This is a genomic window from Azospirillum sp. NS33 (genome assembly GCF_059703765.1).
Window position 1 is genome coordinate 179364 of record NZ_BAAKJB010000003.1, and the last position, 14216, is coordinate 193579.

Here is a 14216-nt window from a genome sequence, read left to right on the forward strand (position 1 = left end):
CCGTCCCAGGGAGACTTCCAGAATGTCCACGGCGATGGCTGTGCACGCCTTGCTTCAGCGCCGCACGCCCGGCTTCAGCCTCGAAGCCCCGTTCTACACCAGCGACGAGATCTTCAAACTCGACATGGAGGCCATCTTCGGCCGCCACTGGATCCAGGTGGCGGTCGAGCCGGACGTGCCGGAACCCGGCGACGTGCTGGTGGTCGATGTCGGCAAGGCCTCCGTGATCATCCTGCGCGACGACGACATGCAGATCCGCGCCTACCACAACGTGTGCCGCCACCGCGGCGCGCGGCTCGTGCTCCAGGAGCGGGCCTCGGTCGGCAACCTGGTGTGCAGCTACCACCAGTGGACCTACGGGCTGGACGGCGGGCTGCTGGCGGCCGACCAGATGGGCGCCGGCTTCGACCGCTCCTGCCGCAACCTGAAGCCCGTCCACCTGCGCTCCATCGCCGGGCTGCTGTTCATCTGCCTGGCCGAGACGCCGCCCGCCGACATCGACCAGATGGCCGCGGCGATCGAGCCCTACCTGCTGCCCCACGGCATCGTCGACTGCAAGGTGGCCAAGGAGATCGACATCGTCGAGCAGGGCAACTGGAAGCTCACGATGGAGAACAACCGGGAGTGCTACCACTGCGTCGGCAACCACCCCGAGCTGACGGTGCCGCTGTTCGAGTACGGCTTCGGCTTCGCCGTCGACGGCGCCGATCCGCGGCGGCGGGAGCACGCCGCGAAGTACGACGCGCTGGTGGCGGCGTGCCACGAGCGCTGGGAGGGCAGCGGCCTGCCGTCGCGCGAGATCGACGCGCTCTCCGGCACCGCGACGGGATTCCGCGTGCAGCGCCTGCCGCTCGACGGGGCGGGGGAATCCCACACCCGCGACACCCGCGCGGCCTCGACGAAACCGCTGGGCACGCTCACCGAGCGCAACGTCGGCGCGCTGTCCTTCTGGATGCAGCCCAACGCCTGGAACCATTTCATGGGCGACCACGCGGTGATCTTCACGGTGCTGCCGCTCGGGCCCGACCGCACGCTGCTGAAGACGCGCTGGCTGGTGCACAAGGATGCGGTCGAGGGGGTGGACTACGATCCGGAGAACCTGACCTTCGTGTGGAAGGCCACCAACGCCCAGGATTCCCACCTCGTGGGGATCTCCCACGCCGGCATCGAAAGCCCGGCCTACGAGCCCGGTCCCTATTCCCCCTACACCGAGCCGCTGGTGGAGAAGTTCGTCGCCTGGTACGTGGAGCGCCTGTCGGAGCACCTGTGGAACCACGGCGATCCCGGCCCGGTCGCCATCGCGGCCGAGTGAGGCGGGGGACGCACGCACCATGCCCGACGGATCGGACGCGCTGCCGCAGGGCGGCCCCCCGGCGCTCCCGGACTGGAACCCGGACGTCGACGACACCCTGGTGTGCCGGGCGGTCCGGCAGGAGACCCGCGACGTCAAGACCTTCGTCTTCGCGCCGCGCGCGCCGTGCCTGTTCCGCTTCCGGCCGGGGCAGTTCCTCACCCTGGACCTGCCGATCGGCGGCACGACGGTGCAGCGCAGCTACACCATCGCGTCGTCGGCGGCGCGTCCCTTCCGCCTCGCCATCACCGTGAAGCGGGTGCCGGGGGGGCCGGTGTCCAACTGGCTGCACGACACCCTGGCGCCGGGGGACACCATCCGGGCCGTGGGGCCGCTCGGCGACTTCACGCCCGCGGAGCGGTCCGAGTCCGGGGCGGGGGCGGCGAAGCACCTGTTCCTGTCCGGGGGCAGTGGGATCACGCCGCTGATGTCGATGGCGCGCACCTTCGACGACCTGGGCGAGGACCACGACGTGGTCTTCGTCCACGCCGCCCGCACCCCGGCGGACATCATCTTCCGCAAGGAACTCGATGCGATGGCCGCGCGCAATCCCGGGCTGCGCATCGCCCATGTCTGCGAAGGCACGGACGGCGAGGGGGAGTGGGCCGGCCACACCGGACGGCTGACCCTGCCGATGCTGCGGCTGATCGCGCCGGACCTGCTGGAGCGCGAGGTGTATGTCTGCGGCCCGGCGCCCTTCATGGCGGCGGTCCACGGCTGCCTGCTGGACGCCGGCTTTCCGATGGAGCGCCACCACCAGGAGAGCTTCACGTTCGAGGACCTGGGTGCGGACGGCGGCGGCGCGGCACGCCCGGCCACACCGGAGGAGCCGCCGCTCGCGGTGGCGGCCCACCGCGTGGATTTCGCCCGGATCGGCCGAACCGTGTATTGCCCGGCCGGAACCACCATTGTCGAGGCGGCCGAGGCGGCCGGCATCCGGCTGCCGGTGTCGTGTTCCCAGGGCCTGTGCGGGACCTGCAAGACCAAGCTGCTGTCCGGGACGGTGGAGATGGCCCACAAGGGCGGCATCCGCAAGCGCGAGATCGACCAGGGGATGGTGCTGCTGTGCTGCAGCCGGCCGACCGGTGACGTGGTGGTCGACCGCTGAACCCCGGCGTGCGGGTCAGCCCCGCGCGGGTGCGGCCTGACCCGTGCGGAAGGGGCTTCGGGCGTTCGCCTGCCGGTGGAGCGTGCTGATGGTGGCGTTCTCGCGGTCCAGTTGGGCGGCGACGGCGCGATGGACGGCCTCGTCGGGAAAATGGAAGCAGGTCTGCGTCCTCCGCGGCAGGAAGCCGCGCGCCAGCTTGTGGTCGCCGCCGGCTCCGCCCTCGACGACCGGAATCCCGCGGTCGATCGCGATCTCGATGCTGCGGTACAGGCAGACCTCGAAGTGGAGGAACCTGCGGTCTTCCGCGATGCCCCAGTTCCGGAGGAGGAGGCGGTCCCGGCCGATCACGCAGAAGGTTCCGGCGATCCAACGGCCGCCAACGGCGGCCAGGATCAGGACGACGCGGTCGCCGAGGACCTCGACAAGCCCGGTGAAGAACGCGGGCGTGAGATGGGCGGCGCTGTTCTTGCGCCGGCATCCCTCCACGTACAGGCGGTGATAGGCGATCCAATGGGCCTCGGTGGCCTCCGCTCCGGTCAGCGTGTGCACCCGGACGCCGCTGTCCCTCACCTCGCGGCGCTCGCGACGGATGATGTTGCTTTTGTGGGGAGTCAGGGACGCCAGGAACGCGTCGAAGTCGCGGTATCCGCGGTTGTGCCAATGGTACTGGATGTCGTCGAGGGTCAGCCATCCGGCGTCGCTGAGACAGCGCCGGCCGGCCTGGTCGGGGAACGGGATCTGGATCGACGACAGGCCCTGCTCCCGCGCCGCGGACTGGATTCGCTCAACCAGCGCCGCGGCCGCGCCGGGCGGCGCGCCGGGGCGGACCGGCAGGCATGGCCCGGCGGCAGGGATCAGTGGAATCCGGCCGACGAGCTTGGGGTAGTAGCGCCGCCCGGCCCGCTCGAACGCGTGCGCCCAGGCTTGGTCGTTGATGAACTCGCCGTCCGAATGGTGTTTGAGGTGCATCGGCGCGGCGGCGACGATGCGCTCGTCGCGATCCCGCAGCACGACGTGGTGTGGCGAGAACCCGGTGCCCGGACACACGGACCCGCTGGTCTGAAGGAGCCGCAGGAAGGCGTGGCTGATGAACGGGTCGCCCGTGCCGGTGCAACGGTCCCAGTCCGCGGCGTCCACGGCGGTGATGTCCGCGACCGTTTGGCAGCGCAAGGCCGGGTCCGCCGGACGGGCTGCGGGCTCGGCCGGCGGATGGGGGGCGGCGTGGTCCATGTCGACCAGCGCCGCCAGCAGCGCCGGCTCATCCCATGGCACGTCGTGGAACGCCTCCCGCAGGTGGGGGCTGGCGCCGTCCCGCCGCCACTCCGACGGGAACAGCGCGACCAGCCGGCGCCCCTCCGCGGTGGCCACCGGGAGCCGGGCCGGCGGCGCCGTCCCGCCGGCGAGCGCGGCATGAAGCGCTCCGCACAGGTCGGCCCCGCAGCGGGCGCCGAGGTGGCTGGTCAGGGTCGGGCGGGCGTTGAACTCGAGCACATGGACCCGGTCGGTGCCGTCCTCGATGATCGCGTCGACGCCGGCGAAGCCGGTGAAGCCGAAATGTTGGACGAGCGCCCGTGCCGCGCTGTCGAGGTCGGGATTCTCGATCACCTCGATCACCGATGCCGCGCCGGTACGGGACGGGCCGCCCTCCACCTTGACGTAGGCGAAGGATGCCAGGACCCGGCCCCGCAGCGCCACCAGGGACAGGGATGCCGCCGGCCCCTCGATCCGCTTCTGGATCACCGCGACCAGTCCGGGGATGAGGCACGCGTGCCGCGGGTCGCGCCGGATGAAGACGTTGCTTCTGTCGACGAACGCCGCCAGGTCCTCCTCGGACTCCATGTCGTGGACGCCCACCCCGCCCGCCGTGAAATCCCGTTTCACCAGGAGCGGGTAGCCGATCCCCGCGGCGACGTCGAACAGATTGACCCGGTGGTCGGCCAGGGCCTGCGGTGGAAAGCGCCACGCTGCGGCACCGGCGAGGGAGCACAGATGGGACCGGCGCGGCACCGCCTCGTGCCGCTCCGGCGAGCCGAGCGACGCGGTGAGGTCGGCGACGACGGCGCGGTCGGTGCCGTCCTGGTCGGCCGGAGGACGCAGAACGACGTCGTGCAGGAGCTTGACCATCGCCTCGTCCGCCGGAACCACGAAGGCGGAGCCCCAGCGCTGGTGGATGCTCCGCAGCGCCCGCCACACCGGTGCGGCTTCGGCGGGCGGCGGGAACCGCACGATGGCGTCGACGAAGCCCGACGTTTCCAGAAGCGTCCCCGCCGGGCAGCAGGCGATCACCGTGAAGCCCGCCTGCCGCAAGGGCTTGGCGAGCCGCGCGGCGCTGATCCAGGTCGTGCCGGCGCAGGCAAGGACGATGTTCATTCCCCCGGCCCTGGACGCCCCCGAACTCGGCAATGTCAGGCTCCCTTGTCGGTTCGACACCCGCGTGCGGCCGGCGTGTCCTCTCCGGTCGTCCCGCCGTGGCGTCCCGCCATGGCGTCCTGCTGGTCCCCGGGCTGGCGGTGGCGCCGCTGCGGCGACGGTCCGGGCTCAGCGGGGGGCCGCGGCGACGGCGGTGTCGAGTTGCAGGGCGAGGTAGTCGTGCAGCAGCGACCGGGCGCGGCGTGCGTCCACCTCGCCGGTCAGGGCGGAGCGCAGCCACACCCCGTCGATCAGCGCGCCCATGCCGTGGGCGGTGGATTCCGCCCGCTCCACCGGCAGCAGGGTGCGCAGGCTGTAGAGCAGATTGGAGTGCAGCCGCCGCACGTTGATGCGCTGCAACTGGGCCAGCGCCGGGACGTGCGGCACCTGGGTCCAGAACGCCAGCCAGGCGTTCACCACCCCCGGCGCGAACTGGTCCGTCGTGAAATTGCTGTCGATCACCGCGGCCAACCGTTCACGGTGGGTGCGGGCACCGGCCAGCCGGCGCACGGTGTCGGCCCGCAGGTCCTCCATCATGGCGCGCATGGTGGCGGCGAGGAGCTGATCCTTGCCGCCGAAATAGTGCTGGATGATGCCCGGCGAAACACCGGCGGCGTCGCTGATGGTGCGCACGGTGGTGTCGGCGAACCCCCGCTCCCCCATCGAGCGGATGGTGGCTTCGATGAGCTGGCGCCGGCGGATCGGCTGCATCCCGACTTTCGGCATCGTGGTCCTCGGTGACGGCCCCGGCTGGCCGAGGCGGGCGGCCTGTCCTAACACACGGGGGCGGCCGCGGTCTTCCGGTTCGGCGGCCGGGCTTTTCTTATTTGCTCGTTCAAAGAAATACGTTAGCCTGCCCGACGAATCAACGAACGAACAACGTTCGGATGCCCCGGCGCTGCGGCGTCGGGATGAGGACGATCCGTATCAAGGATCGCGCGAACGACGGCGTCTATGCCCGGCCCGCTCCGCGCGGCGGCGGTCCGGGGCGTGTGCCGTGCTTCCCGAAACCAGAGCACAGGGAGAGTGAGATCATGCAGAAGGCTATCCGCACCGCGGCCTTGGGGGCCGGTCTCGTCCTGGCGGCTGCTACGGCGGCCCAGGCGGCCGATCCGGCGGCCTGCAAGGCCGTGAAGATGGGCGACGTGGGCTGGACCGACATCGCCGCCACCACCGCGCTCGCCACCGTCACCCTGGAGGCGATCGGCTACGAGCCCTCGTCCAACATCTCGTCGGTTCCCGTGGTCTATCTCGGCATGAAGACCAAGTCGCTCGACGTCTTCCTCGGCAACTGGATGCCGACGATGGAGAGCTTCCTGAAGCCGGTTCTGGAGGACGGCTCGGTGGAGGTGCTGCGCACCAACCTGGAAGGGGCGAAGTACACCCTGGCGGTGCCGAGCTACGCCGCTGCCGAGGGGCTGAAGGCGTTCGGCGACATTGCCACCTTCAAGGACAAGCTCGACGGCAAGATCCACGGCATCGAGGCCGGCAACGACGGCAATCTGGTGATCGAGAACATGATCAAGGAGGGCGCCTTCGGCCTCAGCGATTTCAAACTCGTGGAATCGAGCGAGGCCGGGATGCTGTCCGAGGTCAAGCGGGCGACCCGCTCCAAGAAGTGGATCGTCTTCCTCGGCTGGGCGCCCCACCCCATGAACAAGCACTTCGACCTGACCTACCTTGCCGGCGGCGACGACTGGTTCGGGCCGGATTTCGGCGGCGCCGTGGTCAACACCAACGTGCGCAAGGGCTATGTCGAGGAGTGCCCCAACGCCGGCCGCTTCTTCAAGAACCTCTCCTTCACCCTGGAGATGGAGAACGCGGTCATGGACGACATCCTCAACAACGACACCCGCGCCAACGACGCCGCCAAGGCCTACCTCAAGGCCAACCCGGCGACGCTGAACGCCTGGCTCGACGGCGTCACCACCTTCGACGGCAAGGACGGCCTGGCCGCGGCGAAGACCGCGCTCGGCATCAACTGACGCCGCGGCCGCCCCTCCCTGGAGGGGCGGCGCCCGCCCGTCACGCATGATTCCCACCGCCTCACGAGTGCAGCGATGACCCGGTTCCAACGGCAGACCCACCACATCCACGGGCGGCCGCACGCTGGTGCGGGCGCCGACGCCTTCATCACCACCAACCCCGCCACGGGTGAGGTTCTGGCCGAGGTGCCGCAGGCGACCGCCGCCGACGTCGACCGTGCCGTCGCCAGCGCGGCGGAGGGGCAGGCCGTGTGGGCGGCGATGACGGCGATGGAACGCTCGCGCGTGCTGCGGCGCGCCGTCGACCTGCTGCGCGCCCGCAACGACGACCTGGCCTGGCTGGAGACGCTCGACACCGGCAAGCCCATCGCCGAGACGCGGAGCGTCGACATCGTCACCGGCGCGGACGTGCTGGAGTATTACGCCGGCCTCACCACCATGCTGGAGGGCCAGCAGATCCCGTTGCGCGCCTCCTCCTTCGTCTACACCCGGCGGGAGCCGCTGGGGGTGGTCGCCGGCATCGGCGCCTGGAACTACCCGATCCAAATCGCGCTCTGGAAATCGGCCCCGGCGCTGGCGGCCGGCAACGCCATGGTCTTCAAACCCAGCGAGGTGACGCCGCTGAGCGCGCTGGCGCTGGCGGCGCTCTACACCGAGGCGGGGCTGCCCGACGGCGTGTTCAACGTGGTCCAGGGCGACGGGCGGGTCGGCGCGCTGCTCACGGCCCACCCCGGCGTCGAGAAGGTGTCGTTCACCGGCGGCGTCGAGACCGGCAAGCGGGTGATGGCGTCCGCCGCCGGCTCGACCCTCAAGGAGGTGACGATGGAGCTCGGCGGCAAGTCGCCGCTGATCGTCTTCGCCGACGCCGATCCCGACCGCGCCGCCGACATCGCGGTCATGGCGAACTTCTTCAGCTCCGGCCAGGTCTGCACCAACGGCACACGGGTGTTCCTCCACACCGCCATCCGCGCGGCGGTCGAGGAGCGCATCCTGGAGCGGGTGGCGCGCATCCGCATGGGCGACCCGCTGGACCCGGACACCAATTTCGGCCCCCTGGTCAGCCGGCCGCACATGGACAAGGTGCTGGGCTTCATCGCGCGCGGCCAGGCCGAGGGCGCACGCCTGCTGGCCGGCGGCGGCCGAGCCACCGACGGGGCGCTGGCCCAGGGCGCCTTCGTGCAGCCCACGGTCTTTTCCGACTGCACCGACGGAATGGCCATCGTCCGCGACGAGATCTTCGGCCCGGTGATGAGCCTGCTGACCTTCGAGGACGAGGAGGAGGTGGTGCGCCGGGCCAACGCCACGACCTACGGCCTGGCGGCCGGGCTGGTGACCCGCGACCTCGCCCGCGCCCACCGGGTCATCCACCGGCTGGAGGCCGGCATCTGCTGGATCAACACCTGGGGCGAATCCCCGGCGGAGATGCCGGTCGGCGGCTACAAGCAGTCCGGCGTCGGCCGCGAGAACGGCGTCGACACCCTGCTCCACCACACAAGGCTGAAGTCGGTGCAGGTGGAGCTGGGCGACTTCGCCTCCGTCTTCTGAACCCCAAGGCCCTTCAATCCGCCGCGGAGGTGACTCCCATGGCCCAGGCCACCGAGTTCGACTACATCATCATCGGCGCCGGCTCGGCCGGCAACGTGCTGGCGGCCCGCCTCACCGAGGACGCCGATGTGCGCGTCCTGCTGCTGGAGGCGGGCGGGCCCGACCACCGCCTCGACTTCCGCACGCAGATGCCGGCGGCGCTGGCCTATCCTCTGGCCGGACGGCGCTACAACTGGGCCTACGAGACCGAGCCCGAGCCGCACATGAACAACCGCCGCATGGAGTGCGGCCGCGGCAAGGGGCTGGGCGGCTCGTCGCTGATCAACGGCATGTGCTACATCCGCGGCAACGCCCTGGACTACGACGGCTGGGCGGAGCGGCCGGGTCTGGAGGGATGGTCCTATCTGGACTGCCTGCCCTATTTCAGGAAGGCCGAGACCCACTGCCTGGGGGCCACCGCCTATCATGGCGGCGACGGGCCGGTGCACGTGGCGCGCACCGGCGCCAGGGGCAGCCCGCTGTTCGACGCGATGGTCGAGGCGGGCGTGCAGGCCGGCTACCCGCGCACCGACGACCTCAACGGCTACAGCCAGGAAGGCTTCGGCCCGATGGACCGCACGGTGACGCCGCGCGGCCGGCGCAGCAGCACGGCGCGCGGCTACCTGGACATGGCGCGCGGCCGGCCGGGGCTGACCATCGTCACCCACGCCCTGACCGACCGCATCCTGTTCGACGGAAAGCGCGCGGTGGGCGTGGCCTACGAGCGCCGCGGCGAGACCATCACCGCCCACGCCGCGCGCGAGGTGCTGCTGTGCGCCGGCGCCATCGCCTCGCCGCCGATCCTCCAGCGCTCCGGGGTCGGGCCGGCGGCCGTGCTGCGCGACCTCGGGGTCGCGGCGGTGGCCGAGGTCCCCGGGGTGGGGGAGAACCTGCAGGACCACCTCGAGGTCTACATCCAGTACGCCTGCACCCAGCCGGTGTCCCTCTATCCGGCGCTGAAGCTGTGGAACCAGCCGGCGATCGGCGCCCAGTGGCTGTTCCTCGGCTCCGGCATCGGCGCCAGCAACCAGTTCGAGGCCGGCGGCTTCGTCCGCAGCCACGACGACGTCGCCTGGCCGAACATCCAGTTTCACTTCCTGCCCGTGGCGATCAACTACAACGGCACCGACCCGGTGAAGGAGCACGGCTTCCAGGCGCACATGGGCTCCATGCGCTCACCCAGCCGCGGCCGCGTGCGCGCCCGCTCGCGCGACCCGCGCCAGCACCCGTCCATCCTGTTCAACTACATGGCCGACCCGCAGGACTGGCGGGAGTTCCGCGCCGGCATCCGCATCACCCGCGAGATCATGGCGCAGCCGGCACTGGCCCCGTTCCGCGGCCGCGAGATCAGCCCGGGCGCCCAGCTCGCCACCGACGCCGAACTCGACGCCTTCGTGCGTGCCCATGGCGAGACCGCCTACCACCCGTCCTGCTCCTGCCGCATGGGAACGGACGACATGGCGGTGGTGGACGGGCAGGGGAGGGTGCACGGGGTGGACGGGCTGCGGGTGGTCGACGCCTCGATCATGCCGTTGATCACCACCGGCAACCTCAACGCGCCGACCATCATGATGGCTGAGAAGATCGCCGACACGATCCGCGGCCGGCCACCGCTGGCGCGCGCCAGCGCGGCCTATTTCGTGGCCGGCGGCGCGCCGGCGCGCCGCCCAATGGCCGCCGCGGTGGAATGATCCGCACCGGAATACCTGCCGGGCGATGAGACGACGGCCGGCGTCGCCGGACGCTCTATGAGGCGCCGCGCGTCGGCGCCCCGAACGCTGCCGAGTCGCACCGATGGTGGGAGACGGTCCGCATGGACGCGCGTTGGCGCGCGTCCATGCGCGGTGGCGTCTGTCTTCCGCGCATCCCCCCGGCCGCCGGCCCATCGCGCGTCGTCGGTTTTCAAAACGCCTCTGAAAACAAACAAAAAGTCGTTCTTTTTGGGGCTGGATCGAAAATCATTCGACAATGACATGACGGAATCGGTGGCATCGGTAAATCATATTATTGTATTCACCCTTCATATGCTTAGGTTTGCGCGGGATTGACTCATAAGCGAGCAATTGATACCACGAATTCCCGTGGTGATCGGTGCGTGACGGAATTTGTTTGAAAATTCGGATGACACATTCGTGTTCAATCTCCTTTGAGGCATCGCGCTGGATCGCCGCACCAACCCTGTTTTGTGGAGAGCGATCGTGACGGACACAACCATCCTGCTCGTGCAAGGCGCCCGGGCGGCGTCGCCCTGGTCGGCGATGCTCGCCGGCCATGGCGACGTCGTTGTCTTCACCGGCAGCGAACGGCCGGAGGAGGTCGATCTTCTGGTTCTCGACGCGGCGTCCCTGCGCAAGGAGGGGTTCGAGTCCGCCGCCACCCTTGCGCGCCAAGCCCTCGACAGCAACAAACCGGTGCTGGTGCTGGCGCCCACCGATGAACACAAGACCCGGCTGGCCGCCGCGGGGGCCCTGTTCACCTACCCCAATGGCGAGAGCGAGGCCCTGCTGATCGAGCCGCGCCGCGACGCGGCGGGCACACTGCGTCTGGCGCTGGCCGAGCAGTACGGCCTCGCCGGCATGTCCGGCTCGGTCACCCGGGTGATCGCCACGCGGGCCCACGACGGCCGCGTGGTGCGGGATGCGACGGACCAGTTCTTCGCCCGTCCGGACCAGTCGGACGCCCGCCTCGACACCGGCCCCTTCGTCCAACGGGTGCGCCGGTCGGTGGAAAGCCTGAAGGCGGGCCCGCTGAAAACGCGCGCGTCGTCGGACGCCGCCGGTGACGGCCCGAGCGACCCCCCACCCGACATTCCCACCAACCTCTATGATGTCACACCCGTCAATCTCTACTATTCGCTGCCGTGTCCGAACGGATCGCTCGCGTCGTCGGCTCCACCCCCTCCCCACGGCTACACGTATTTCGAGGGCACCGTGTACATCGGTGTCTACTACGACAACAAATCCGCAAACGAACCCTTGCAATGGCTTGATGTCGAGCATTCTTGCATTTTCTATACCGATGGCATGATGCAGGACAACTCGACGGGCCGCGGCTGGTCTCTGGGGGAAGTCGACATCTCCGGCGAGAACATCAGCGGCCAGTCCCTGGTCACCAACACGTCCTCCCCGGGAAATGCCAACAACGAGACCCAGTACACGACGAGCACATCGTTTTCGGTGGGGTTGGAGGCCGGGGTGGCCCCGGACGGCGGCAACGTCGGCATCAGCGCGGAATACGGCATCGAGAACTCCGAAACGTTCGGGCTGACCGATTGGGCCATCTTGCAGACGAGTCCCGACAACTGGGCTTTCTACCAGCAGATTCCCTATGACGGGCGGTATCCCTCCTCGGATGCCGGCGACGCCTTCGACGGAAATGGGAACGTCAAATCCCTTCCCTCGATTTCGGTCGGCGCGTTCTCGTTCATGACGTCGACGGTATACCAGCATCTGCCGGCGACGAAGGGGTCCCAGACGATCAATTACACGTACAAGTGGATCTCCAACTTCGCCCTGGTCGAGGACCCGGGAAAGAACGCGACCTACACGCTGTATCAGTGCCAATGGATCATCGACCGGAGCTACACGGTCGCCTGGTACCGGGCGATGCCGTGAGGGGGCCGGCGTGATCGCAAACCATGACGCCGCTGTGTGGGACGCAGCGGCGCTTGGCAACCGCCTGGACGACCACGCCCGGTGGTTGGATCGGCTCCCCGGCGGGGTGCGGGCCGATCTGCGCCAGTGGCGTCTTGCCGGCTGCACGCTCGCCGGTGTCCGCCTTGGGGAGGCGGTGCTCCGCGACGTCGACCTGTCGGGCGCGGATCTGTCGAACGCCTGCCTCGCACGCGCGGACCTGCGCTACGCCGCTTTGCGCGGCTCGACCTTGCGCGGCGCCGATTTGACCGGCGCGATGCTGGACCGTGCCGACCTCGCCGGCGCGGATCTGACGGGGGCCGACCTGACCGGGGCGTCGCTCCTGCACACCCGGCTGGATGAGGTGCGCATGTCCTGGTTCGACCCGTCGCTGCTCGCGGAACGGCTGTGGCGGGCGGCGGGGGACGATCTGGAACGCCGCATGCTCGCCGCCTACATCGGCCGCACCACCAGCCGCTGCTGGGTCGACCACAACGACCTGTCCCCCAGGCACCGCGCCTGGATTCTCCGCCAGTTCGCCTTGTGGCGGCGGCCCGGCGACGAAGCACCGCCCTTCCTGGTCCGCTGGACGGCCATGCGGGAGACCCATCATGCCTGAGATCGGCGGGGACGACGCCATCTGGGACGCCCTTGTCGGCGCCGTGACAACGGTGCGGGCGCCGCCGGCGGGCCTGGCGCTGACCGCCGAGACACGGCTGCGCGAGGATCTCGGGGTCGAGTCTCACGACGTCCTCAACCTGGTGTTCCTGTTGGAGGAGGCGTTCGAGGTCAACATCCTGGCGGCGCTGCCGGACACCATGGCGACGCTGGGCGACGCCCACGCGCTGGTGCTCTCCCTGGTGGCGGGGGCCCGGAACGGCCCCCCGGAGGTGCCGCCGGCATGACCGGGCCGGATGATCGCCGGGTTGTCGTCACCGGCATGGGGTGCGTCTCCGCGTTCGGCGTTGGCCGTTCGGCGTTCTGGGACGGCGTGTCCAAGGGTCGCTGCGCGATCCGGACGGTGCGGCGCGGTGCATCGGGCATGGAGGTCGCCGTTCCCGCGGCCGCGGTGTCCGGCTTCGTTCCAGCGGAGCATTTTCCGGGCCGCGACCTCCTGCTTCTCGACCCGTTCACCCAGTACGCGGTGGTGGCGGCCCGGGAGGCGGCCACTCAGGCCGGCCTGGGCACCGGCCAGCCGGTCTTGCCCGACCGCGTCGCCGTGGTGCTGGGGACCGCCACCGCCGGCGAGGCGACCCGCGAGGAGGCGTCGGTCCGCCTGTATGGCGAGAGGCGTCCCCGCTGTTTTCCCATGCTGGTGCCGAAGCTCAACGCGCTGGCCTCGGCGGGCTGGGTCAGCCGGGCGCTGGGTGCGACCGGGCCGGCCTTCACCGTGTGCTCCGGATGCGCCGCCGCAACGCACGCCGTCGGGCTGGCGGTGATGCTGCTGCGCCAGGGGCAGGCGGATTGCGTGGTGGCCGGCGGCTCCGAAGCCGGTGTGGTCTTCGGCACCCTGAAGGCGTTCGCGGCGCTGGGCATCCTGGCGACCGACACCTGCCGCCCGTTTTCCCGCGGGCGCACCGGCCTGGCCATGGGGGAAGGGGCGGGGATCGTGGTCCTGGAAACGGAAGCCAGCGCCAGACGACGGTCCATGCCGGCTCTGGGAACGATCCTGGGGTTCGGCATGTCGTCCGATGCCGGCGATCTGGTCCATCCCACGGTGGAGGGGCCGCGGAGCGCCATGGAACGGGCGCTGTCCGATGCCGGGCTGACGCCCGACCGGGTGGGCCACATCAACGCCCACGGGACGGGAACGGTGGTGAACGACCGGGTGGAGACCCTGGCGATCCGGCAGGTGTTCGGCCAGCATGCCGACCGGATTGCGGTGTCGGCCACCAAATCCCTGCACGGGCACGCCCTCGGCGCTGGCGGAGGGCTGGAACTGGTGGCCACGCTGATGGCGCTGGCCGACGGGGTGCTGCCACCCACCGCCAATCACCTCGGCGCCGACGACGGCTGCGACCTGGACTACGTCACGGAGGGCCCGCGGCGGCAGGAGGTCGCCTGCGCGCTGACGAACTCCTTCGCGTTCGGCGGCCTGAACGCCGTCCTGGCGATCGGCCGGGGCGCTCCCTGACGCGGCCGGCGGG

Annotated in this window: 11 protein-coding genes; 9 read left to right on the top strand and 2 right to left on the bottom strand. The window is 70.2% G+C overall.

Annotation, left to right across the window (positions count from 1 at the left end):
• Nucleotides 1-22: 22 nt before the first annotated feature.
• Both AC6H2I_RS04750 and AC6H2I_RS04755 read left to right on the top strand, forming a co-directional pair.
• The gene (locus tag AC6H2I_RS04750; RefSeq protein WP_497499424.1) at nt 23-1312 is read left to right on the top strand and encodes an aromatic ring-hydroxylating oxygenase subunit alpha; all 1290 of its coding nucleotides are present in this window, start codon (nt 23-25) and stop codon (nt 1310-1312) included.
• 19 nt (nt 1313-1331) lie between these two features.
• The gene (locus AC6H2I_RS04755) at nt 1332-2459 is read left to right on the top strand and encodes an FAD-binding oxidoreductase (protein ID WP_497499425.1); all 1128 of its coding nucleotides are present in this window, start codon (nt 1332-1334) and stop codon (nt 2457-2459) included.
• Nucleotides 2460-2474: 15 nt separating this feature from the next.
• Here AC6H2I_RS04755 and AC6H2I_RS04760 read toward each other — a convergent pair whose 3' ends face one another.
• Together AC6H2I_RS04760 and betI are read right to left on the bottom strand one after the other, a co-directional pair.
• Nucleotides 2475-4829, bottom strand: coding sequence for a GNAT family N-acetyltransferase (locus AC6H2I_RS04760; protein WP_497499426.1), 2355 nt, complete (start codon nt 4827-4829; stop codon nt 2475-2477).
• Nucleotides 4830-4997: 168 nt separating this feature from the next.
• Nucleotides 4998-5594 carry a transcriptional regulator BetI gene (gene betI, locus AC6H2I_RS04765; RefSeq protein ID WP_497499427.1) on the bottom strand — a complete coding sequence of 199 codons (597 nt, stop codon included), beginning with the start codon at nt 5592-5594 and terminating at the stop codon, nt 4998-5000.
• A gap of 308 nt (nt 5595-5902) precedes the next feature.
• Between betI and choX the strand changes: the two genes are divergently transcribed.
• The 7 genes from choX to AC6H2I_RS04800 all read left to right on the top strand — a co-directional run bounded on the left by choX (nt 5903) and on the right by AC6H2I_RS04800 (nt 14203).
• Nucleotides 5903-6853, top strand: a complete 951-nt coding sequence (gene choX / locus AC6H2I_RS04770; protein ID WP_497499428.1) for a choline ABC transporter substrate-binding protein — start codon at nt 5903-5905, stop codon at nt 6851-6853.
• Between the two features lie 75 nt (nt 6854-6928).
• A complete protein-coding gene (betB, locus tag AC6H2I_RS04775; RefSeq protein WP_497499429.1) occupies nt 6929-8398 on the top strand; it encodes a betaine-aldehyde dehydrogenase in 1470 nt (489 codons plus the stop codon).
• Nucleotides 8399-8436: 38 nt separating this feature from the next.
• Nucleotides 8437-10128: a choline dehydrogenase gene (gene betA / locus AC6H2I_RS04780; protein WP_497499430.1), complete on the top strand. Its 1692-nt coding sequence runs from the start codon at nt 8437-8439 to the stop codon at nt 10126-10128.
• A 507-nt stretch (nt 10129-10635) separates the two neighbouring features.
• Nucleotides 10636-12051, top strand: a complete 1416-nt coding sequence (locus tag AC6H2I_RS04785) for a hypothetical protein (protein ID WP_497499431.1) — start codon at nt 10636-10638, stop codon at nt 12049-12051.
• 10 nt (nt 12052-12061) lie between these two features.
• On the top strand, nt 12062-12688 hold the full coding sequence (locus tag AC6H2I_RS04790; protein ID WP_497499432.1) for a pentapeptide repeat-containing protein: 627 nt from the start codon (nt 12062-12064) through the stop codon (nt 12686-12688).
• Nucleotides 12681-12974, top strand: a complete 294-nt coding sequence (locus tag AC6H2I_RS04795) for an acyl carrier protein (protein ID WP_497499433.1) — start codon at nt 12681-12683, stop codon at nt 12972-12974. Before AC6H2I_RS04790 ends, AC6H2I_RS04795 begins: the two co-directional genes overlap by 8 nt.
• Nucleotides 12971-14203, top strand: coding sequence for a beta-ketoacyl-[acyl-carrier-protein] synthase family protein (locus tag AC6H2I_RS04800; protein ID WP_497499434.1), 1233 nt, complete (start codon nt 12971-12973; stop codon nt 14201-14203). Before AC6H2I_RS04795 ends, AC6H2I_RS04800 begins: the two co-directional genes overlap by 4 nt.
• Nucleotides 14204-14216: the final 13 nt, after the last annotated feature.

Bases quoted from the DNA above. Each gene is read 5' to 3' on its own strand.
- AC6H2I_RS04750 (WP_497499424.1), top strand. From the start codon at position 23: ATGTCCACGGCGATGGCTGTGCACGCCTTGCTTCAGCGCCGCACGCCC.
- AC6H2I_RS04755 (WP_497499425.1), top strand. From the start codon at position 1,332: ATGCCCGACGGATCGGACGCGCTGCCGCAGGGCGGCCCCCCGGCGCTC.
- AC6H2I_RS04760 (WP_497499426.1), bottom strand. From the start codon at position 4,829: ATGAACATCGTCCTTGCCTGCGCCGGCACGACCTGGATCAGCGCCGCG.
- betI (WP_497499427.1), bottom strand. From the start codon at position 5,594: ATGCCGAAAGTCGGGATGCAGCCGATCCGCCGGCGCCAGCTCATCGAA.
- choX (WP_497499428.1), top strand. From the start codon at position 5,903: ATGCAGAAGGCTATCCGCACCGCGGCCTTGGGGGCCGGTCTCGTCCTG.
- betB (WP_497499429.1), top strand. From the start codon at position 6,929: ATGACCCGGTTCCAACGGCAGACCCACCACATCCACGGGCGGCCGCAC.
- betA (WP_497499430.1), top strand. From the start codon at position 8,437: ATGGCCCAGGCCACCGAGTTCGACTACATCATCATCGGCGCCGGCTCG.
- AC6H2I_RS04795 (WP_497499433.1), top strand. From the start codon at position 12,681: ATGCCTGAGATCGGCGGGGACGACGCCATCTGGGACGCCCTTGTCGGC.
- AC6H2I_RS04800 (WP_497499434.1), top strand. From the start codon at position 12,971: ATGACCGGGCCGGATGATCGCCGGGTTGTCGTCACCGGCATGGGGTGC.